Genomic DNA, 19,839 nt, shown 5'->3' with positions numbered 1-19,839 from the left:
CTGAAACCGGTTCAATAAAGACTCAGGTCTTGCGGGATTTGTACGCCTCGGCCTCGAGGAACACGTTGAACAGTGTCCCGTCCAGTTTGCCGACCTTGACCTGATCGTCGATGATGGCCAGGGCCTGTTCGGGATTAACGCCGTCGCGGTAGGGCCGGTCGCCGGCGGTCAGGGCGTCGTAGATGTCGGCGATGGTCATGATGCGTGAGGGTAACGGGATCGCTTCGGCCTGCAAGCCGCGCGGATAACCACTGCCATCGAGTTTTTCATGATGGGCATGGGCGATATCCGGGATGCCGGCAAACTTCTCGGTCCAGGGAATCAGGCGAAGAAAATCGAAGGTATGACTGACATGGGATTCGATCTCCCGGCGCTCTTCCGGATTGAGGCTGCCGCGGGCGTGGCTGAGTACCGAAAACTCGAAAGAGTCCAGCAGGGGCAGCGGCTCATCGTGCACATCCCGGAAACGGTAATCGGCAATCTGTGACAGGTGCGCCTCGTACTGGCCGGGGTCGGCATCCGGTTCAATGGCGGCCATAATGGCCTGGAAAAAATGGTTCAATTCGGTGATCTGTTGCTGTAATTCCGCCTCTTTTTCCTCCTTCAACCGCTTGAAGGATGGGCTGTCCAGCTCCTCCCGGCTCTGGCGCTCGACCAGTTCCTGATAGACCTGCCGTTCGAGGCAGGCGCGCGCATAGCGAAAACGCTGGCGCATCAGCCGGATTTCATGGGGATAGAGTCGCTTGGCCTTGGTCAGTACATGTTCGCGCACGCCGACCTTGCCAAAATCGTGCAGCAGGGCCGCGTAACGCAGTTCCTGCAATTGATCGCGATCGAAGCGAATCGTGCGCAGGGCCGCCTCACTGCTGCGATCCACCGCCCGTGCCAGATTCTCGGTGTATTCCGCGACCCGAAAAGAGTGGCCGGCCGTGCCCGGATCCCGCGCTTCGATGGCCTGAACCGAGGCCCGCACGAAGCCCTCGAACAGCTTTTCGATCTCCTGATAGAAGGAGGAATTTTTCATGGAGACGGCAATCTGGGCCGAGATCGCGGTCAGCAGCTCCAGATCGTCCTGGGTAAACATATGCGTGGCCGAGGAACTGTCGACCTGCAATAGTCCCAGCACCTTGCCTTCATAGAGTAGCGGCGCGCACATGACACTGCGGATGGACAAATTGACCACCGAATCCTGCACGCCGAAACGGCGATCGCCCATCGCATCCTTGAGCAACAGGGCATTCTTGTTCCGGATAACCGCTTCGATAATCGTGGTCGACAGCGCAACGGCCTCGTCGCCTTCCAGTTCCCGCCCGTCCTGGTAGCGCAGCATCAACGGCTGGTATTGCTCCTGCTTTTCGTCGAAGGCCACCACGAAAGCCCGCTCGGCCCCGGGGAACAGTTCAAAGACAAAATCCATGATGCGAGCGAGCAAGGCATCCAGATCGGTCACCACCCCCAGCGACAGGCTGAGCTGGATCATCGCCTGCATCCGTTTCATCAGGTCCACTTCCCGCCCCTGCTCGGCCAGTGCCGACTTGCCCTGCAGGGCCTCGATAAAACGGGTCGCGTCGATAGACATGCTCACATCGGGCTGCTGCTCCTCGGCCGAAACCACCTGGACCGACGCGGAAGCCCGGGAGAGATTGGCCAGATCGAAATCCGGGCTCTCGAAGACCGGTTCCGGGCTGCTCGGCATATGGAATGCCTCATCGCCCTGCTCGAAGCGCAGGACGGAACTGCCCAGCTGTAATTCCTCGCCGTTTTGCAGGGGATGGGCAACCCCCGGCTGCAGGGTCAGACCGCTCAGGGCACTGCCGTTGGTGGAATTGAGATCCTCGACATACCATTGCCCCTGATCCAGAAACAGCCGCAGGTGACCGCGGCTGACCTCGGGATCATCCAGTAATAGATAATTATCCTCTTCCAGATGCTGCTCGCGGGAACGCCCCAGGGTCACGTCAGTTGCCTGCAGGGGATAGTGACGCCCGGAATGGGGCCCTTCGATGACAGTCAACTCAGCCATGGTGTTCCAACCTGGTGCACAACAACAGAGACCGCATAAGACGCAGCGGCAAACCGGCTTGAGAAAATGCTACTTTTTTCATATTACTTTAATGGATGAGGATATCACGCCGAAATAGGGTTAAAATAATCAGAGGGTTTCTGCGATAGCCAGAACAATAACCATGATTAGGGTAAACCCTTATATCGGGAAGTGGTCCAGCATATTAACATTTTGTTAACAATTTCATTGAATTATCCCGCCTCTGGGATTTTTGATAATTTCAGAGTCCGGAGATAATAGCAACAGGCGCCAAACCAATAAGAACCAAGGAGCATGCGTGAAGGCCAGGATTCTCAAGGTTCCGAAAACCGAAAAAGAAGTTTCGCTATGGGTCAACCCCGACGGCCTGGTCAAAGGCTCCCTGTTCCTGCTGGAACAGAGCCATGAACACGCCGGTCAGGAAGAACCCATCGAGGTACTGAACCAGGACAGCCCGTTTGTCGTCGTTCGGCTGCACAAGCCGGAACAGTTGCGCTTTTACAACCGTACCAGCCTCATCCGGGTGGAGTACGAGCAAGAGGAGAACAACGACGCGCTCGGCGAACAAACCATTATCCCTTGCACCATTCATCTGATGGATGGTTCAATACTCGAAGGAACAATTCGCGAAACACTCCCGCCCGAACGGGCCAGGCTGTTCGATTATCTGAACAGGGAAAAAGCCCGCTTCATTCGGTTGTACCTTTCCGACACGGAAGTCTGCTTAATCAACAAGGCATTTATCAATTACGTCAGTCCGTCGGATGAGACCCACTGACATGATTAACTATAACGGGCAATGAGTGACCGAGTGTAATGGGTCTGTTCAACTCGCTAAAAACCAACAAGGCAATCGATGTGCTGGTTTCCGGCCAGCACCCCAGCTCGCTCGAATTCAAGGAAGCCTTCCGTGATCTCAAGGATGCCGGACCGTCGGTCATCGACAAGCTGATCGATGCCTTCGATGAATCCTATCCCAATCCGGCTATCGACACCCTGCTGCTCAACCAGCTGGACAACAAGACACTGAAAAAATTCATCGACGCACTACGTGACGACAGCAAGCGTGTCGTGGCCGGTGTTAGTAGCGTCATGAGCCAGTCCAACCGTTACGATCCGAACAAGTTGTTTGACCTGTTAACTGACCCGGATATCCCCAAGGCCGCTCTGCTCAAAATCCTGCATGCCCAGCGCAAGCAGCTGGATCGCAAGAAACTGCTCAAACAGCTGGATAAATCCGATCGTAACACCCAGCAGCTGGTGTTTCATATTCTCAATGATATCGCCGATCACAGCATGCAGACGGATCTGATTAAAGCACTGGAGCATGAAGACCAGTATGTCCGCCAGCAACTGGCCATGATATTGGGGCGCTTTGACAATGAACGATCCCGCGATGTGCTACTGGATCGTCTGCAGGACAGCAGCAAGGCGGTTCGTCTGGCCGCCCTCACCTCGCTGAGTAAACTCAGCGTGCCGATTTCGGCGCGGCCCCTCACCCAGATGCTCAGGGATCCCGATTTCAATATCCAGAGCAAGGCGATCGAGGCTCTGAGCCACATCAACGATCCGCATATTGTCAAATACCTGATCGAAATGCTGCAGGACGATTCAGAAGATATTCGCCGCGCAGCGGTGGAAGTGCTGAACAATGTCGGCAGCGAAGCCGCCATCACCGACCTGTTCAATGCCCTGCGCGACAAGGACTGGTGGGTCCGTTCCCGCGCCGCCGATGCCCTGGCCACGATCGGCGGGGACAATGTCATCAACGCCGTACTGGGGCTGATCAAAAGCGACGACGAGTTCCTGCGCCGTTCGGCCGTGGAAATCATGAACAAGCTCAAGGATGATCGCGCTGTCAATCACCTGCTTGAAGCACTCAAGGACAGCGACTGGTGGGTACGCGAACGCGCCGCCGATGCACTGGCGGACATGGAGGAGCAACGCGCCCTGCCCCTGATGCTGGAGGTTCTGCAGAACTATCCCGACTCTTCCCCGGGCATGATCCAGGCCATTGCCCGACTTGGCGGTCAGGAGGCCGTCAAACCGCTGCTCGCGGCCCTGCAAAACAGCCAGGTGAAGAATAAGAAAGCCATCATTCGCGCCCTGGAATCGCTGATCAGTAGTCACAATATTGATGATATCGAGGCAGCCCTGACGATCGTCTCCAATACTGGCGATCAGGAAACCCAGAATGTGGCGAATCAGACCATGCAAACCCTGATCACCCGGCGCGACGAACCGGGCAGTACGCCCCAGCCCTCGTCCATGGGGGCCAGCAGTCCCTCCACCGCGGGACCGACCCGGGTGGCCAGTGAAAACCAGTATATCGACCCGGAGATCCTCGAACCTGACAGCATTCTTGCAGGGCGCTACAAGGTGATTCGCCAGGTCGGCAAGGGTGCCTTTGGCGTGGTCATACTGGTTGAGGATCAAATGGTCCATGAGCAGATTATTCTCAAATTCCTCAACCCGCACATGGCCTCCGACGACAGTGTCATCCAGCGTTTTGTTCACGAGATGCGGTATACGCGCCGAATCACCCACCCCAACGTGATCCGAATTTATGATTTTCTGACCTTCGGCAAATCCTACGCCATCAGCATGGAATATTTCGACAGCCATTCGCTGGCTCAGGAAATCAAACAGAAGAAAAACCGCGATTTCAAACGCAATCTGAAATTACTGGTCGATGTCTGCAAAGGTTTAACCATCGCACATAATCTCAAGATTGTGCACCGGGATATCAAACCGGCAAACATTCTGATCAATGATAACGATGTGGTTAAACTCGTGGACTTTGGTCTGGCTTCGGCGGTCAGCCAGAGCGATGCACGCCTGACTAAAAGCGGTATTCTGGTCGGCACCCCGACCTACATGGCCCCGGAACAGGTGCGCGGGCGCAAGATCGATATTCGCACCGACATCTACAGTCTGGGCATCGTCATGTATGAGCTGTTCACCGGCAAGCCGCCCTACAAGGACAAGGACCACATGGCCACTTTGTTCCAGCATGTCGAAGGCAAGGCGAAACCCCCGAGCGAAATCAACCCGGTGGTCTCGGAAAACCTCGATCAAGTGATTATGCGTGCCATCAGCGTCGATCCTGAAAAACGCTATCAGCATATCGAACAACTGCAACACGATATAGAAAAATTGTTACAGGAGGCGGCAGCATAATATGGCCCGCATCGATGCCTTTTTAAAGCTGGGTCGCGAACAGGGCGCTTCCGATGTGCATCTGGCCGTCGGCGTACCGCCGATGATCAGACTGTACGGTGATCTGGAACCCATCAAATATCGTGAGTTGAGTCACGATGAGCTTGGCAGCCTGATCGACGAGATCCTGACCGAGGATCAACGCAGTGTCTATCAACAGGGACGCGATCTGGATATTTCCTATCAAAGCAGCGAAGGCGAGCGTTACCGTGTCAACCTGTTTCATAAACTGAGTGGGCCCGGCGGGGTATTCCGAATCATTCCACCCCGCATCCCGAGCATGGAGGACCTCGATGTACCCGATATTGTCGAAAAGATGCTCCACGCTCATCAGGGTATGCTCCTGGTCACCGGTGCCACCGGTACCGGCAAATCCACCACGCTCGCCTCGATGATCGACTGGCTGAACGCGAACCGCAAGTTCAATATCATTACCCTCGAGGATCCGGTCGAATACCTGCATCAGAGTAAACAATCGCTGGTTATACAGCGCAGCGTCGGCAATCATGTCAAAAGCTTCGCGGCAGGACTACATGCGGCCCTGCGTGAAGATCCGGATGTCATTCTGGTTGGCGAGTTACGCGACCCGGAAACCATCTCCATGGCCATGACCGCTGCGGAAACCGGCCACCTGGTACTGGGCACCCTGCATACCACCTCGGCGGTCAAGACGCTGGATCGGATCATCGACGCCATGCCGATCGAACAAAAAGGCCTGACCGCGACATTTCTGGCGCAGCATTTAAAAGGGGTTATCAGTCAGCGCCTGGTCCGTACCGCTGATGGCCGTGGACGCAAGGCGATTCTCGAAATCATGCTCAACACTCCGGCGATCGCCAACCTGATTTTGCATCGCAAGATATTCCAGATCCCTTCCCTGCTGCAGACCGGACGGGAACAGGGGATGCAGTTGATGGACCAGGCACTGATGGAAGCATTGAAGAATAAGCAAATTGACCCGGATGACGCCTATATCAACGCGCAGGATAAAAAACCGTTCCAACGTTTTGTGACTAATCCTGATCTGCTCCCGCAGGTTAACCTGGCCGTTGGTGGATAGAGAATATGGCGAGGATCGACACATTCCTGGAACTGGTCGTCAAACAAAACGGTTCCGACCTGCACATGGTGGCCGGTAACCCGCCACGCGTACGAATCAACGGTGATACATTCGCGATCAAATATCGCGAACTCAGTGCCGACGAAACCCAGGACCTGATTTATGAAATCATGTCCGATACGCAAAAAGAGCAGTTCCAGGAAAACAACGGCGTCGATTTTGCCTATGAAGCGGAGAATCTTGCCCGTTTTCGTGTCAATGTCTTTCAACACCTTTCAGGAATTGGTGCGGTATTCCGCGTCATTCCCTCCGAGATCAAATCACTCAATGATCTGGGCCTGCCGCCGGTACTCAAAAATCTCGCCCGGCAGCGCAAGGGACTGATTCTGGTCACCGGCCCGACCGGTTCCGGTAAGTCGACCTCGCTGGCGGCGATGGTTGATTTCATCAATACCGAACGCAAGGGTCACATCCTGACCATCGAAGATCCGATCGAATTTGTCCATAACAACAAGCAATGCCTGGTCAGCCAGCGCGAGGTCGGCGATCACACGCCCAAATTTGCCAATGCCCTGCATTCCGCCCTGCGCGAGGATCCGGATGTGATTCTGGTCGGCGAATTGCGCGATCTGGAAACCATTCATCTGGCCATTACCGCGGCGGAAATGGGGATTCTGGTGATGGCAACCCTGCATACCAGTACCGCCGCCTCCTCAGTGGATCGTATCCTCAACGTTTTTCCCTCCGGGGAAGAGGCCTATGTGCGCACCATGCTTTCCACCTCGCTGGTAGGGATTATCTCCCAGCAACTGGTGCGCCGCAGTGACGGAAAAGGCCGGGTTGCCGCACTCGAGATCATGATCAACAATCCGGCGATTGCCAATGTACTGCGCGAAGGCAAGACCGAGCAGCTGGAAAACATTATCCAGGGCGGCGCCATGCAAGGTATGCAGCTGATGGATACCGCCTTGCAACGACTGGTCGACTCAGAGATGATCACCGGCGAAGATGCCTATATGAAGGCCCGCAATAAATCCCTGTTTGCCAAATATGTCGATGAGTATGATGAAGCAATCGAGGACTTGATCGACGAGACGCGCAATGAAAATTCCAGCGATGAAATGGAAGAGATAGTCCTCTCATCGGAACCCGATTTGAAATAGACACCTGATACAAGGACCTATAATTCATGGGAAGCAAGTTAATTATGACCCTGGACGGGGCAGTCGTTCGGGAATTTCCAATTGACAAGGACAGCATCAGTATCGGCCGCAAGCACGGCAATGATATTCAGCTGAATGATTTGACTGTCAGCGGTCGCCATGCGCTGATCGTGACTATGGGAGAACATGTTTACGTCGACGATCTGGGCAGCACTAACGGCACCCTGCTCAATGGCTCGCGTATCACCAAGACCCTGCTCAAGCAAAATGACGTTATCCAGGTCGGCAATTACCAGTTGACCTACTTCGACGATGAAGAGCAGGAATACGAGCCAACCATGTTTATCCAGGCCGAAGTCGAGGACACCCAGGTCATGGATACAAGATCGCCCGCGCAAGCCAGCCTGAAAGGCGAAAAACTGGCCGGCGTCAAAATCCTCAACGGACCGCTGGCCAAAAAAGTGCTGGAACTGCGCAAACCATTTAATACCATCGGTTTTAACGGTATCAAAATGGCCATGATCGCGCGTAACACCAACAATTACACCATATCCTCATTACGCAGCAGCAAACTGCGCCGCAGCTCCGACACCCCCATGATCAACGGCAAACCGCTGACCACCGAAGCCATCACACTCAAGGATCAGGATGTCATCGAACTGGCCGGAACCCAGATGAAATTCTTCTATATTGAGTAAGAACAATCCGCGAATTAACGCGAAAAACGCAAATAAACCATGACCTGAATGAGTTTGCGTTTATTTGCGTGCAGTCGCGGACTTTCTGAATATCCCTATCAGACCCTCCTTGACCCGCGTGGCGGCGACAAACGCGGCCGGTATGGTCAGCAGGGTGACCAGCGTGGCAAACGCCAGGCCCCAGGAGAGTGCCAGGGCCATGGGGGCGACAAAGGGATCGGACCCGCCCCAGCCATAGGCGGTCGGCAACAAGCCCAGTACCGTGGTGGCGGCGGTCAGGATCACCGCTCGCAGACGCCGACGCCCGGCCTGCATTACGGCCTCGTAGACATTGTTGCCCTCTTCCAGAGCACGCTGGATAAACACCACCATGATCAGCGAGCTGTTAACCACCACCCCGGTCAGGGCAACCATGCCCAGGGTCGAGAAAAACGACAGCGGCATGTCTTTCCAGAACAGGTCGTGCAGCAGGAAACTGATCACGATCCCCACAACGCCGAACGGGATCGCCATCATCACCAGCAGCGGATAGCCCAGGTTGTTAAACTGAATGGCGAGGATAAAGAATATCCCGATCAACGCGATACCAAATGCCCATTTAAGATCCGCAAAAGATTCCTGATTCTTCTCGTTCTCACCACCGTAGACCACCCGAACTCTGTCGGCATCCTCGCCCAGCCACTGTGATTCGCCCTCTTCCACGGCCCGGTTGACCTCCAGACTGGTGGTCTGTTTACTATCGATATTGGCGACCACGGTGACGGCACGTACACCCTGCTTGTGACGGATCGTGGTATAGCCTTCATGCTCCTCAAGTTTGGCGAGCCGGTTCATGGGCACCATACCGCCGGTGCGATTGGGAATATCCAGTTGCATCAATGTGCCCACGGGGTCGTCGCTATCATTCGGCAGGCGGATAGTAATATCCACCTCCTCGGTGCCTTTACGCGTAGTGGTGACCCGCAAGCCATCGACCGCCGCGCGCACATGACTGGCGATGGTTGCCAGGTCGATCCCCGCATAGGCCGCCTTGACGCGGTCCACCACCACGTGCAGCTCAGGATCGCCCGGTTGCAGACCGCTTTCGATGGTGGTGATTCCCGGCAGGGATTTCACATAATCCATCAGCCGGTAGGCCACTTCTTCATTCACGTCGTTGTTATTACTGGAGATCTCCACCTCCAGCGCCCGGCCGGTGGGCGGGCCGTGCTTGATCTCGCCCAGGGAGATTTGCAGATTCGGGAATTTTTCCGTCAACAGCGACTCAAAACGACGCATGTCATCCAGCACATCATGATCTTCGCGCAGTACCGCGGGAATATAATTGACCCGGATCTGCCCGAAACGACTGCCACGCTGCATCAGGGGATCGTTGGCATCCATCGCGATCTGGCCGGTGGAGATGATCGTGGTCTCCAGATAGTCGGGATTGGTTCCCTCGCGCACGATTTCATCGATGGTGCGCATCTGCTTGCGCATTTTATCGAGGCTGGTACCGGCCGGGGCTGTCACCCGCACGATATATTCATCCACATCCACCGGCGGAAACAGCTGGAACTTGAGCACATTGATAGCTGCAAAGAGACTCAAGGCCAGTGCCGCAACGGAAATCAGCAAAGTGATCCAGTGACGTCGGATCGCCTTGTCCAGGATCCAGGCATAGCCATTTTCCAGTCTGACCAGCCAGCGCCTTTCGGCGGGGTGGTTTTTACTGTTGGTCACATGGGCCACGTGGCTGGGCAGGATCAAAAACGACTCCAGCCAGGAGAAAACCAGCAGGGCGATCACCACGGTCGGGATAGCAACGATGAATTTGCCAATGATACCGCTCATAAACAGCATGGGCATGAACGCCGTAACCGTGGTCAAAATGGTGGCCGTTACCGGCCCGATCAGCTCTTTGGCGCCCGTAACCGCCGCCTCGTTGGGCGACAGTCCCCGCTCCATGTGATAGGTGATGTTCTCGCCAATGATGATGGCATCATCCACCAACATCCCCAGGACCATGATAAAGCCGAGCATGGAAACCAGGTTCAGCGTGATCCCGGACAGATACAGCACGTACAGGCCGGTCAAAAAGACAATCGGGATACCCCAGGTAGTGGTCAACGCCACCGAGGGACGTAAAAACATAATCAGCGACAGAAAGACCAGTATCAGCCCGACCTGGGCGTTGTTGGTCAGCACCCCCAGGCGCACCTTGGCGAAATAGGAAAAATCCTGGAAGCTTTCGATCTGGATGTCGTTACCGTAGCGCTGCGGGACGGTCTCCAGATAAGTATTGATCCGATCCACCGCTTCGATGATGTCGGCCTCGGCCTTTTTCATCACGATCACATTCAGCGCCGGGGTACCGCTGACATCGTAATAGACATTGGCCTCCTCCAGTGATTCGGTCACCTCGGCGATGTCACCCAGTCGAATGCCCTCGCCCCGCTCGTTGGCCCGCAACACCAGTTCGCTGATATCCTGCGTGCGCTGATATTCGCCGACAATCCGAATCGCTCGCTGACCCTGCGGGGTTTCCAGATCGCCGCCGGGTGCGTTGACATTCCAGTTCTCCAGTACCTCGGCCAGCTCGCCGATGGAGATACGATGCTCGCGTAACTTGTCCGGGTCGGCCACCACCCGCAACTCGGCGCGCCGATCGCCCTGGATCTGCACCCGCGCAATGCCTTCGATATTCAGCAGATCGTCTTCCATGTCATCCACCAGGCGTTTCAGCGCCACCTCGTCGCGCGGCGCGGAGATCGCCAGCTGAATGATCGGAATCATCTTGCCGTCCACTTCCAGCACCACGGGCTCCTCGGGCATGTCGCCGGGCAAGGTGGCGCGATCCACCGCCAGCTGCACATCGCTGACGATCCGCTCCCGGTTGCTCGCATCGGGATCCAGTTCCAGGTTGATGCGCCCCGAACCGGGAAAGGCGATAGAGGTCATGGTGTCGATGCCATCGAGCGAGCGCAGCTCCTGCTCGATCGGCGTGATAATGATACGTTCGATCTCCTCGGGGGACGCTCCGGGATAGGCGATCTCGATCTGCACCTTGTCGAGATTGACGTTGGGAAAGGCTTCGCGGTTGATGTTGGCAATCGCGATGATGCCCAGCACGATCAAGAAGACCGAGACCAGGTGGACCACCAGACTGCGTTCGACCAGAAAGCGGATCATGGCAATGCCTCGACGTCCAGGGTGGCCCAGAAGCTGCCATGCAGGATCCGCAGCGCACTGATCCGGCGCGCCAGTTCGACCTCCAGTTCGGCCACCGTCAGGCGGGCCTCATTGCGTTCATTATCAAACTGGATCAGCCGATCGGTCTGCTCCCGCCCCTGACGATAACGCTGCATGGCTTCACGGTATTTTTCCTGTTCGCTTTGCAGGCGCCGGCGCGCGCTGTCAAGCGCCCGCCGGGTGGCGCGGATCTCCTGGACCAGACTGGCGACGCCGTAGCTCAGTTCATCGCGGGCCCGGCGTATCTCCTCGATGGCGATGGTGCGATCCAGCTGGGCCTGGCGCACCTCGGCATCCAGTCCCTGTTTGTTCAGCGACTCGCGATATTCAAAGCGAATCTGGCCGGCCATGTCTTCTTCGCTGACACTGCCGGTCGTGGCATCGCCGCTGCGGGTGCGGGTACCGACCGAGAAGACCAGATCCAGCTGATCCTTGCGTTGATCGCGGCTGCGGCGCAGAACTGTTTCAGTCACTTCCAGGCGGGCACGGTTTTGCTGCAAGGGAGGATAGCGGGCAGCCGCCTGCTCGGTTAATTCAGCCACGCCATAATCGGTCAGTTGTGTCTCTAACCGGACGGCACTGCGATAGCTCCGCTGCCAGGGCTCGCCCATCAGCCGGTTAAGCGCGATGCGCTGTTGCTCCAGGGCCATTTCAAGCCGTTGCAAGGCGGTCTGCTGGGCCCGCAGCTGGGCTTGCGCCTGCAGCGTGTCCTTCTCCTCGGCCAGTCCCAGCTCACGCCGTTCGGCGATGTAACCCTGCAGGCGCCGGGCATTCTCCACGCCCTCGCCGGCGCTGCTCAGACGCGCCTCGGTCAGCGCCTTGGCGTAAAACAGATCCAGCGCCTGATTGGCTATCTCGTTACGCAGGGCCGCGGCAGCGGCGCGCTCGGCTTTGACCCCGGCCTGCGCCCCGGCCAGGCCCTCGCTATAGGCCGGATTATCCTCGCCCTGGCCCAGCGGAATACGATAATTGAGATCCAGCTGGGTGGCGTGCGAGGGATTGGGAAATAGCGGACTGACCGTAAAGGAGCTGTCTTCATAGGTATAATTGCCGCTGATCCCGACCTGGTGACCGGATTCCAGTTGCCGCTGCAGGGAGAGGTTCACATCGGCGCGATCGGTCGGTGTCCCGAACACGGAGACATCATGGGACACACCGCCATCAGCGGCCAGCTCCCAGCCCAGCCCGCTTTCCACCCGGGCGATCTCCTGGCGCGAACGCTGCACCTGCAGGCGCGCCACTTCCAGGCTCGGATACTGCTGCAGGATGTTGTCTACTACCTGCTCAAAACCGAGCGTCGATTCCGCGGCCTCCCCCAGTGGCAGGCCCAGTACCAGCAGCAACGCGCCGATCACCCCGCGCGAACTCATGGCGCCTCCTTTCGCAGGCCGTTGAGAAACAGATCCAGATGCTGTTGCAAATAGATTTGCTCATCCATCGGGAAGGTCTGATCGTAGGGCTGCAGGGAGTGACGCCAGATGGCCAGCAAGACCATCGGTGACATCAACAGGCGCGTCACATACTCGGGATCGACCTGGCGAAATTCGCCCTGCTCGATGCCCTTTTTGATAACCTTTTTGAAAATCCCGCGCACCCGGTTGATGACATTATCCACAAAAAACTGGGCCGTCTGCGGGAAATTGGCCGATTCGGCAATGATCAGTTTGGGAATCCCGCAAATCGGCCCGGCGCTGACCGACTGCCACCAGTTCATCACCAGCTGTTCGAGCAACTCGCCCTGGCTGCCCTGATGCTGCTGCGCCAGCAATTCGCTGCGCTCCACCTGGGGAATCACCACCTCGCGGACCACCGCCTCGAACAGGGCTTCCTTGCTGTCAAAATAGAGATAGACCGTCCCCTTGGAGACACCGGCCCGGCGCGCCACATCCTCCAGCCGGGTGGCGGCAAAACCATGTTCCACAAACAAATCCAGGGCCGATGCCACAATCTCGCCCGGGCGGGCGGCCTTGCGCCGTTGGTGCCGGCTACTATCTGCCTGTTTTAATGAGGTTTTTGCCATGTTCATCACAATACTGACTGACCGGTCAGTTAGTATAATTCGCTTCTGACCAAATGCAAGCGCATCGCCAGAGCGAGCTCTAATTTATCACTGCCCTCGCTTATTTTCGTCAAGACAAACGGCCTTCCTGCTCACAACAGGACACTCCAATAAAAAAGGCCCATGAAGGGCCCATTCTTATTCTTATTCGATATGTCATTCCTCAAAAGGACTACGGCATACCTCCCTGTACACAACCTTTTTGAGCCATGCCTATGACGCGCTACGGTTCTAAATCGAGTCGCTCACGGCATCCCCTGCCTACAGCGACATTAGTGCTTCCCTGCACATCATCCCTGCGAATATGATGAACCTTCGGGTTCTTATCACTTTTGCTTTGTTTAACTACAAAATAAAAAAGGGCCCGTAAAGGGCCCTTTTTTATTGATATGGCGTCCCCAAGGGGATTCGAACCCCTGTTGCCGCCGTGAAAGGGCGGTGTCCTAGGCCAACTAGACGATGGGGACGAAAAACGTTGTGTTATTCGTCATCAGGGCGCGACAGCTGCGACATGACAGTGCCCGCCAATAGTACCACAAACCCTACTGGCACGACGCCGAGCCACTGAATGCCCGCGCTGTCCTGATTGACAAACATCGCACCGAATCCCGCGATCACACCCACTACTATCAGTATGATCCCGAGGTACACAGCAAAGCGTCCGGCCAGTTTCACGCGTCACCTCGCTGTGGTCTCTGGTGGAGCTAGGCGGGATCGAACCGCCGACCTCTTGCATGCCATGCAAGCGCTCTCCCAGCTGAGCTATAGCCCCGAAAATCGAGAGCGCGCAATTTACGATAGCGGCCCGGGCATGTCAATCATTTGCCTGTGATTTTTCCGTGATTCCGTCAGATTTCAGGTATTTGCGGAATCTTTCGCCAGTCTTACCGGGCGCTTCAACTACCCGCCGATTTCTGCTCGATTTTCGCCCAGGAGTCACGCAGGGTAACCGTGCGGTTGAACACCGGCAGGCCACCATCGCGGTTTTGTGGATCACGGCAGAAATAGCCCTCGCGTTCGAACTGGAACACCGCACCGGCTTGCGCCTCGCCCAGACTCGCTTCCACCAGGCTGGCGGTCAGCGTGCGCAGGGAATCGGGATTGAGGTGCGCGGTCCAGTGCTGACCATCTTTGGCGCTATCCGGATTGGGGTGGCTGAACAGGCGATCGTAGAGCCGGATTTCGGCCGGAATCGCATCAGCGGCATTGACCCAGTGGATCACCCCCTTGACCTTGCGCCCTTCAGGATTGGCGCCCAGGGTGTCGGGATCATAACTGCAATGCAGCTCGATAATTTCCCCATGCGCGTCCTTGATCACTTCATCACACCGGATCACATAGGCGTTGCGCAGCCGCACTTCCCCGCCACTGACCAGGCGCTTGAATTTTTTGTTAGGAGCCACTTCCATAAAATCCTCACGGTCGATCCAGACCTCGCGGCTGAAGCTGATCTGACGGCTACCCATGTCCTCATGCTGGGGATGGTTGGGTGCTTCCAGCTGCTCGCTCTGCCCTTCGGGATAATTGGCAATAATCACCTTGAGCGGATGCAGAACGGCCATGCGACGCGGTGCGGTACGATTGAGATCCTCGCGGATACTGTTCTCCAGCACCCCCATCTCGACAAAGTTATCCGACTTGGTCACGCCGATTCGCTCGCAGAAATCTCGCAGCGCGGCCGGGGTGTAACCGCGGCGACGCAATCCGGCAATGGTCGGCATGCGCGGATCGTCCCAGCCTTCCACAAACCCCTGTTCTACCAGTTCGGTCAGCTTGCGCTTGCTGGTCACAGTATGTTCCAGCGTCAGGCGGGAGAACTCGATCTGTTGCGGGTGGGACGGTGTTTGCAAGGTATCCAGAAACCAGTCATACAACGGGCGATGATCCTCGAACTCCAGGGTGCAAAGCGAGTGGGTAATCCCCTCGATGGCATCCGACAGGCAGTGGGTAAAATCGTACATCGGATAGATGCACCATTCTTCACCGGTCTGATGATGAATCACACCGTGGCGAATGCGGTAAATGGTCGGATCGCGCAGATTGATATTGGGCGCGGCCATATCGATTTTCGCGCGCAGGACTTTTTCACCATCCTGAAACTCCCCGGCTCGCATGCGCGCAAATAAATCGAGATTCTCCTCGACGCTGCGCTCGCGATAGGGACTCTCCCTGCCCGGCTCGGTCAGGGTGCCGCGATATTCGCGGATCTGTTCGGCATTGAGATCGCAGACATACGCCTTGCCCAGCTTGATCAGCTGCACGGCATAATCGTGTAGCTGCTCAAAATAATTTGAGGCATACAGCAACTCGTTCCATTCATAGCCGAGCCATTGCACATCCTGCTTGATCGATTCGACAAACTCGACATTTTCCTTGTGCGGATTGGTGTCATCGAAACGCAGGTTACAGGTACCGTTATAGTCCTCGGCGATACCAAAATTCAGCACGATTGATTTGGCATGGCCGATATGCAAATAGCCATTGGGTTCGGGTGGAAAGCGGGTCGCGACCCGCCCCCCGTGTTTATCAGCGGCCCGATCGGCATCGATGATCTGACGAATAAAATTACCGGGTTTGGTTGTATTGCTGCTCATAAAAAGTTCAGTCCGTGTGGCGGGCTTATTGTGCGGCGCGCTGGCGAATATAGTCCAGCGCCATCTCGATGCGACGGAGGCAAGGTTCCCGTCCGATCAGGTAGACAGTCAGATCCAGCGAAGGCGAAGGTGCGCCACCGGTCACAGCCACGCGTAACGGCATGCCAACCTTGCCCATTTTCAGATCCAGTTCTTCGGCCGTGCTGTGAATGACCGTATGGATCGCGGCCTGTTCCCAGGTTTCCAGCGCTGCCAGCTTGTCACGAATCAGTTGCAGTGGCTCAGCCACGACGGCCTTGAGTTGTTTGCTGGCAACTTTTTCGTCATACCCCTCAAAGTCGCGGTAGAAAAACTGGCAGATATCCGCCAGTTCCTTCAGCGTCTGTGCCCGCTCGCGCTGAGCTTCAACGACAGCAACGATATCCGGTCCTTCACTGGGGTCGATATCCAGTTTACCCAGGTGATAACCGAGTTGATGGGCAATATAGTTCGGATCGCTGCTTTTCAGGTATTGCTGGTTGAGCCACAACAGCTTGCTTATATTGATGCTGGAAGCGGAGTTGTTGACCTCGGAAAGATCGAACAGCTGCACCATCTCATCCAGGGTAAAGATTTCCTGGTCGCCGTGTGACCAGCCCAGACGTACCAGATAATTGAGCAGTGCCTCGGGCAGGTAACCTTCCTCGCGATACTGGATTACGCTGACCGACTCGCCATGCACCCGCTTGGAGAGTTTGGCGCCATCCTCGGCCAGAATCATTGGCAGGTGGGCATAGACCGGCACGTTGGCTCCAAGGGCCTTGAGAATATTCGCCTGGCGCGGCGTGTTATTAAGATGGTCATCGCCACGAATAACATGACTGATTTGCATATCATGATCATCCACCACCACGGTCAGATTATAAGTCGGCGCACCATCGGAACGACGAATAATCAAATCATCCAGTTCGGAATTTTGCATCATCACGCGCCCCCGGATCAGATCGTCGATCACGATCTGTCCTTCCAGCGGATTTTTAAACCGAATGACATGCGGTTCATCCGCACTGACTTCGCGATGACGGCAGTGACCGTCGTAGCGGGGTTTCTCCTTGCGGGCCATCTGCGCCTCGCGCAATTCATCCAGCCGTTCGCGACTACAGTTGCAGCGATAGGCATGCCCTTCGGCCAGCAAACGTTCGATGATTTCGTTATACCGCTCGAAGCGCTCGGTCTGATAAAACGGCCCCTCGTCATATTCCAGGCCCAGCCAGGTCATCCCCTCGAGTATGGCGTTGACCGACTCGGCGGTGGAACGCTCCAGGTCGGTGTCCTCGATACGCAGCACAAAGCGGCCCCCGTGCTTGCGGGCATACAGCCAGGAAAACAAGGCTGTCCGCGCACCACCAATGTGCAGATAGCCGGTGGGGCTGGGGGCAAAGCGGGTACGAATGGCCATTTAGCAAAAATCCTTGAGAAATCAGTATTATTGGGGCGTGTATTGTACTCGGCGGGAAATAAAAAAACAGGGGACATGCCGGGCCAGGAGCCCAGAAAACGGCAAAATGGTCAAAATTTAACCATATGCGGGTAAACCCTTATATGCTACAGTTTTTACTCAAGAATTCAGCCAGTTAACCGAAACAATAAAAAGAACAGCGCGTCTTTGACTCCCATCAGGACACAGGACACAGGACATAAACAGTGGAGAAGGAAACATGGAACCCAAACGCTACCTCGGCCTGCTTGCAGGCATATTGTTAGCCATCCCGGCACTGGCTCAGGAAGACCGGAGCTATACATTCGGAATTGTACCCCAACAACCGCCCAGCGAGCTGGCCAAGCTCTGGACACCTTTTCTGAGCTATCTGAGCGAAAAAACCGGATACCAACTGGTTTTTGCCACCAGCCGCGGTATTGGCCCCTTCTCAGAAAGGTTGTATGACGGAAATTATGATTTCAGTTACGCCAACCCGTATCATTATACCGTTGCCCATGATCGGTCAGGTTATGAGGCTATAGCCAAACGCAAAAATGTCAGCCTGCGCGGAATTCTGGTAGTGCGAGCAGACAGTAGCATTGCAGATGTTAGCGAGCTCGACGGTCAGGATATAGGTTTTCCCAGTGAAACCGCCTTTGCCGCGACACTTATCACCCGGGCTCATTTTAACAAGAACAACATTCCTGTTGTCCCTCAGTATGTCAATTCGCATAACGCTGTATACCGTGGTGTGATAAATGGCCGCTTCCCGGCAGGTGGCGGTGTAATGCGCACATTTAACAATCTTCCAGAAAAAGAACGAAATAAACTCAAGGTGTTCTGGACTTCCGATGATTATTCAGCACACGCATTCATGGCACATCCAGGAGTCCCATCAGAGGTTGTGGAGAAGGTTCAACAAGCCATGGTAGAAATGGCTAACGACGAAGTGGGAAAAAGATGGCTGAAAAGAATCAGAATACCGGCAATTGAAGCTGCCGGGGATAGCGAGTGGAATGATATACGAGAACTAAACCTTGGCGAAGTTTTGGACAATTGAAATATGAAACAACGCATAAGGACATGCATATTTTCCGATACATCGGCGACTATGATAATTTACAGCATTACAACATTGGAACAGAAAACGTAAGATGATGCCTATAAATCTGGATGATGAACCTCAGGCGGTTGCATGCGAAATTGACAAGGACGCTCTCGAACGATTCCTGTCCTTTTGCAATCATTACACATTGCCCAAAAAAAGTATCGTGGTACGCTCTGGCGAACCGGCCGAATATCTCTATTACATCATAGAAGGTACAGTTACGGTACTCATGGAAGACGAGGATGATGAAGGGCATGAGATCATTCTCACGTATCTTAATAGTGGAGACTTTATAGGCGAGATGGGCGTATTTTATCGCACCAAGTATCGTACCGCCTATGTTCGTAGCAAGACACCCTGCACTCTGGCAAAAATTGGCTACAAACAGCTTGAGCAATTATTTAAAACAGAACTCAGGGAAGAACAACCTGAAATTCTGAAAGCCATTGGTCTGCAACTTTCACAACGACTTATAACAACCAGCCGCAAAGTCAGTCAGCTTGCATTTACCGATGTTGCCGGACGCATCGCCAGAACACTGCTCGACATGTGTAATCAGCCGGAAGCGTTGTCTCACCCTGACGGGACACAGATTCATATATCGCGCCAGGAACTTGGGCGTATTGTCGGCTGTTCTAGAGAAATGGCAGGCCGTGTGTTGAAAAACATGGCAGAGCAGAAAATGATCGAGGTTCAGGGAATGGATATTGTAGTTTATCATAAACGCTGATCACGATAGCCCTGTTGAAAAGACTGTGGGCAAATCGAGTACCGGCACCGGCCGACCCTCATCCGAATAACAGGAAATGGCGACATCCCGCCATTTTTGCACCGGTTCCGGTAATTCACAGGCCTGAGAGTTATTGACAATTTTTTTAGCGGGTATACCTGCCATAAGCACCCCTCCATATTGCGGCCTGTCATAATTATCAGACTGATAGGCAACAACACCAATAATCGGTTCTGAACTCAGCATAGTTAAAGTTCTGTCAGAGAGATATTTTGCAAGGTTGATAACATTCAGTTCTTTTCCCTGCCAATGAACGGAATTCTCAGTGTTTGCGAGCAGTGCGGGCAAATCAGAAATCTCCGAGTAATCAATAACATGCACCAGATCGTTTTCACCAATTGCGGCATACAAACTTTGCCCCAGATTCAGCAGCCAGGCTGTCGTTTCTTGTTGCATACTCATATCAGTCATAAT

General features: G+C 55.1%; 15 protein-coding genes and 2 tRNA genes. 7 read left to right on the top strand and 10 right to left on the bottom strand.

What is annotated here, in order from left to right:
• Nucleotides 1-22 precede the first annotated feature (22 nt).
• Nucleotides 23-2,023, bottom strand: a complete 2,001-nt coding sequence (locus RI563_RS00145; protein WP_310692286.1) for an HD domain-containing phosphohydrolase — start codon at nt 2,021-2,023, stop codon at nt 23-25.
• 319 nt (nt 2,024-2,342) lie between these two features.
• Here RI563_RS00145 and RI563_RS00140 point away from each other — a divergent pair, with 319 nt between their 5' ends.
• From RI563_RS00140 to RI563_RS00120, 5 genes are read left to right on the top strand one after another with little or no spacing between them, the layout of a single operon-like run.
• On the top strand, nt 2,343-2,822 hold the full coding sequence (locus tag RI563_RS00140) for a hypothetical protein (RefSeq protein ID WP_310692285.1): 480 nt from the start codon (nt 2,343-2,345) through the stop codon (nt 2,820-2,822).
• Nucleotides 2,823-2,860: 38 nt separating this feature from the next.
• Nucleotides 2,861-5,224, top strand: a complete 2,364-nt coding sequence (locus RI563_RS00135; protein WP_310692284.1) for a HEAT repeat domain-containing protein — start codon at nt 2,861-2,863, stop codon at nt 5,222-5,224.
• Between the two features lies 1 nt (nt 5,225).
• On the top strand, nt 5,226-6,323 hold the full coding sequence (locus tag RI563_RS00130; protein ID WP_310692283.1) for a type IV pilus twitching motility protein PilT: 1,098 nt from the start codon (nt 5,226-5,228) through the stop codon (nt 6,321-6,323).
• A gap of 5 nt (nt 6,324-6,328) precedes the next feature.
• Nucleotides 6,329-7,486, top strand: coding sequence for a type IV pilus twitching motility protein PilT (locus tag RI563_RS00125; protein WP_310692282.1), 1,158 nt, complete (start codon nt 6,329-6,331; stop codon nt 7,484-7,486).
• A 26-nt stretch (nt 7,487-7,512) separates the two neighbouring features.
• Nucleotides 7,513-8,184, top strand: coding sequence for an FHA domain-containing protein (locus tag RI563_RS00120; RefSeq protein WP_310692281.1), 672 nt, complete (start codon nt 7,513-7,515; stop codon nt 8,182-8,184).
• Between the two features lie 60 nt (nt 8,185-8,244).
• Here the strand turns inward: RI563_RS00120 and RI563_RS00115 are convergent, their stop codons facing one another.
• The 8 genes from RI563_RS00115 to gltX all read right to left on the bottom strand — a co-directional run bounded on the left by RI563_RS00115 (nt 8,245) and on the right by gltX (nt 17,506).
• Complete coding sequence (locus RI563_RS00115) at nt 8,245-11,355, bottom strand: efflux RND transporter permease subunit (protein WP_310692280.1); 3,111 nt, start codon at nt 11,353-11,355, stop codon at nt 8,245-8,247.
• A complete protein-coding gene (locus RI563_RS00110) occupies nt 11,352-12,785 on the bottom strand; it encodes a TolC family protein (RefSeq protein WP_310692279.1) in 1,434 nt (477 codons plus the stop codon). Before RI563_RS00110 ends, RI563_RS00115 begins: the two co-directional genes overlap by 4 nt.
• Nucleotides 12,782-13,435 carry a TetR/AcrR family transcriptional regulator gene (locus tag RI563_RS00105; protein WP_310692278.1) on the bottom strand — a complete coding sequence of 218 codons (654 nt, stop codon included), beginning with the start codon at nt 13,433-13,435 and terminating at the stop codon, nt 12,782-12,784. The genes RI563_RS00110 and RI563_RS00105 overlap by 4 nt, the downstream gene beginning before the upstream one ends.
• Before the next feature lie 429 nt (nt 13,436-13,864).
• Nucleotides 13,865-13,941, bottom strand: a tRNA-Glu gene (locus RI563_RS00100).
• 13 nt (nt 13,942-13,954) lie between these two features.
• Complete coding sequence (locus RI563_RS00095) at nt 13,955-14,149, bottom strand: hypothetical protein (RefSeq protein WP_310692277.1); 195 nt, start codon at nt 14,147-14,149, stop codon at nt 13,955-13,957.
• 21 nt (nt 14,150-14,170) lie between these two features.
• Nucleotides 14,171-14,246, bottom strand: a tRNA-Ala gene (locus RI563_RS00090).
• 124 nt (nt 14,247-14,370) lie between these two features.
• Nucleotides 14,371-16,068, bottom strand: coding sequence for a glutamine--tRNA ligase/YqeY domain fusion protein (locus tag RI563_RS00085; RefSeq protein ID WP_310692276.1), 1,698 nt, complete (start codon nt 16,066-16,068; stop codon nt 14,371-14,373).
• Nucleotides 16,069-16,093: 25 nt separating this feature from the next.
• Nucleotides 16,094-17,506, bottom strand: coding sequence for a glutamate--tRNA ligase (gene gltX / locus RI563_RS00080; RefSeq protein ID WP_310692275.1), 1,413 nt, complete (start codon nt 17,504-17,506; stop codon nt 16,094-16,096).
• Nucleotides 17,507-17,765: 259 nt separating this feature from the next.
• On the opposite strand from gltX, the gene RI563_RS00075 reads away from it, so the two are divergent.
• A complete protein-coding gene (locus tag RI563_RS00075; protein WP_310692274.1) occupies nt 17,766-18,587 on the top strand; it encodes a phosphate/phosphite/phosphonate ABC transporter substrate-binding protein in 822 nt (273 codons plus the stop codon).
• Nucleotides 18,588-18,681: 94 nt separating this feature from the next.
• Nucleotides 18,682-19,365, top strand: a complete 684-nt coding sequence (crp, locus tag RI563_RS00070) for a cAMP-activated global transcriptional regulator CRP (protein ID WP_310692273.1) — start codon at nt 18,682-18,684, stop codon at nt 19,363-19,365.
• On the opposite strand, the gene RI563_RS00065 is transcribed toward crp, so the two are convergent.
• Nucleotides 19,366-19,821, bottom strand: coding sequence for a hypothetical protein (locus RI563_RS00065; RefSeq protein WP_310692272.1), 456 nt, complete (start codon nt 19,819-19,821; stop codon nt 19,366-19,368).
• Nucleotides 19,822-19,839: the final 18 nt, after the last annotated feature.

The organism is Thiohalophilus sp., assembly GCF_031581315.1.
Classification (GTDB): domain Bacteria; phylum Pseudomonadota; class Gammaproteobacteria; order UBA6429; family Thiohalophilaceae; genus Thiohalophilus.
This window is presented reverse-complemented; position numbering and strand designations above follow the sequence as displayed.

Bases quoted from the DNA above. Each gene is read 5' to 3' on its own strand.
- gltX (WP_310692275.1), bottom strand. From the start codon at position 17,506: ATGGCCATTCGTACCCGCTTTGCCCCCAGCCCCACCGGCTATCTGCAC.
- RI563_RS00145 (WP_310692286.1), bottom strand. From the start codon at position 2,023: ATGGCTGAGTTGACTGTCATCGAAGGGCCCCATTCCGGGCGTCACTAT.
- RI563_RS00105 (WP_310692278.1), bottom strand. From the start codon at position 13,435: ATGGCAAAAACCTCATTAAAACAGGCAGATAGTAGCCGGCACCAACGG.
- RI563_RS00120 (WP_310692281.1), top strand. From the start codon at position 7,513: ATGGGAAGCAAGTTAATTATGACCCTGGACGGGGCAGTCGTTCGGGAA.
- RI563_RS00130 (WP_310692283.1), top strand. From the start codon at position 5,226: ATGGCCCGCATCGATGCCTTTTTAAAGCTGGGTCGCGAACAGGGCGCT.
- RI563_RS00115 (WP_310692280.1), bottom strand. From the start codon at position 11,355: ATGATCCGCTTTCTGGTCGAACGCAGTCTGGTGGTCCACCTGGTCTCG.
- RI563_RS00135 (WP_310692284.1), top strand. From the start codon at position 2,861: ATGGGTCTGTTCAACTCGCTAAAAACCAACAAGGCAATCGATGTGCTG.
- RI563_RS00085 (WP_310692276.1), bottom strand. From the start codon at position 16,068: ATGAGCAGCAATACAACCAAACCCGGTAATTTTATTCGTCAGATCATC.
- RI563_RS00125 (WP_310692282.1), top strand. From the start codon at position 6,329: ATGGCGAGGATCGACACATTCCTGGAACTGGTCGTCAAACAAAACGGT.
- RI563_RS00110 (WP_310692279.1), bottom strand. From the start codon at position 12,785: ATGAGTTCGCGCGGGGTGATCGGCGCGTTGCTGCTGGTACTGGGCCTG.
- RI563_RS00075 (WP_310692274.1), top strand. From the start codon at position 17,766: ATGGAACCCAAACGCTACCTCGGCCTGCTTGCAGGCATATTGTTAGCC.
- RI563_RS00065 (WP_310692272.1), bottom strand. From the start codon at position 19,821: ATGCAACAAGAAACGACAGCCTGGCTGCTGAATCTGGGGCAAAGTTTG.
- crp (WP_310692273.1), top strand. From the start codon at position 18,682: ATGATGCCTATAAATCTGGATGATGAACCTCAGGCGGTTGCATGCGAA.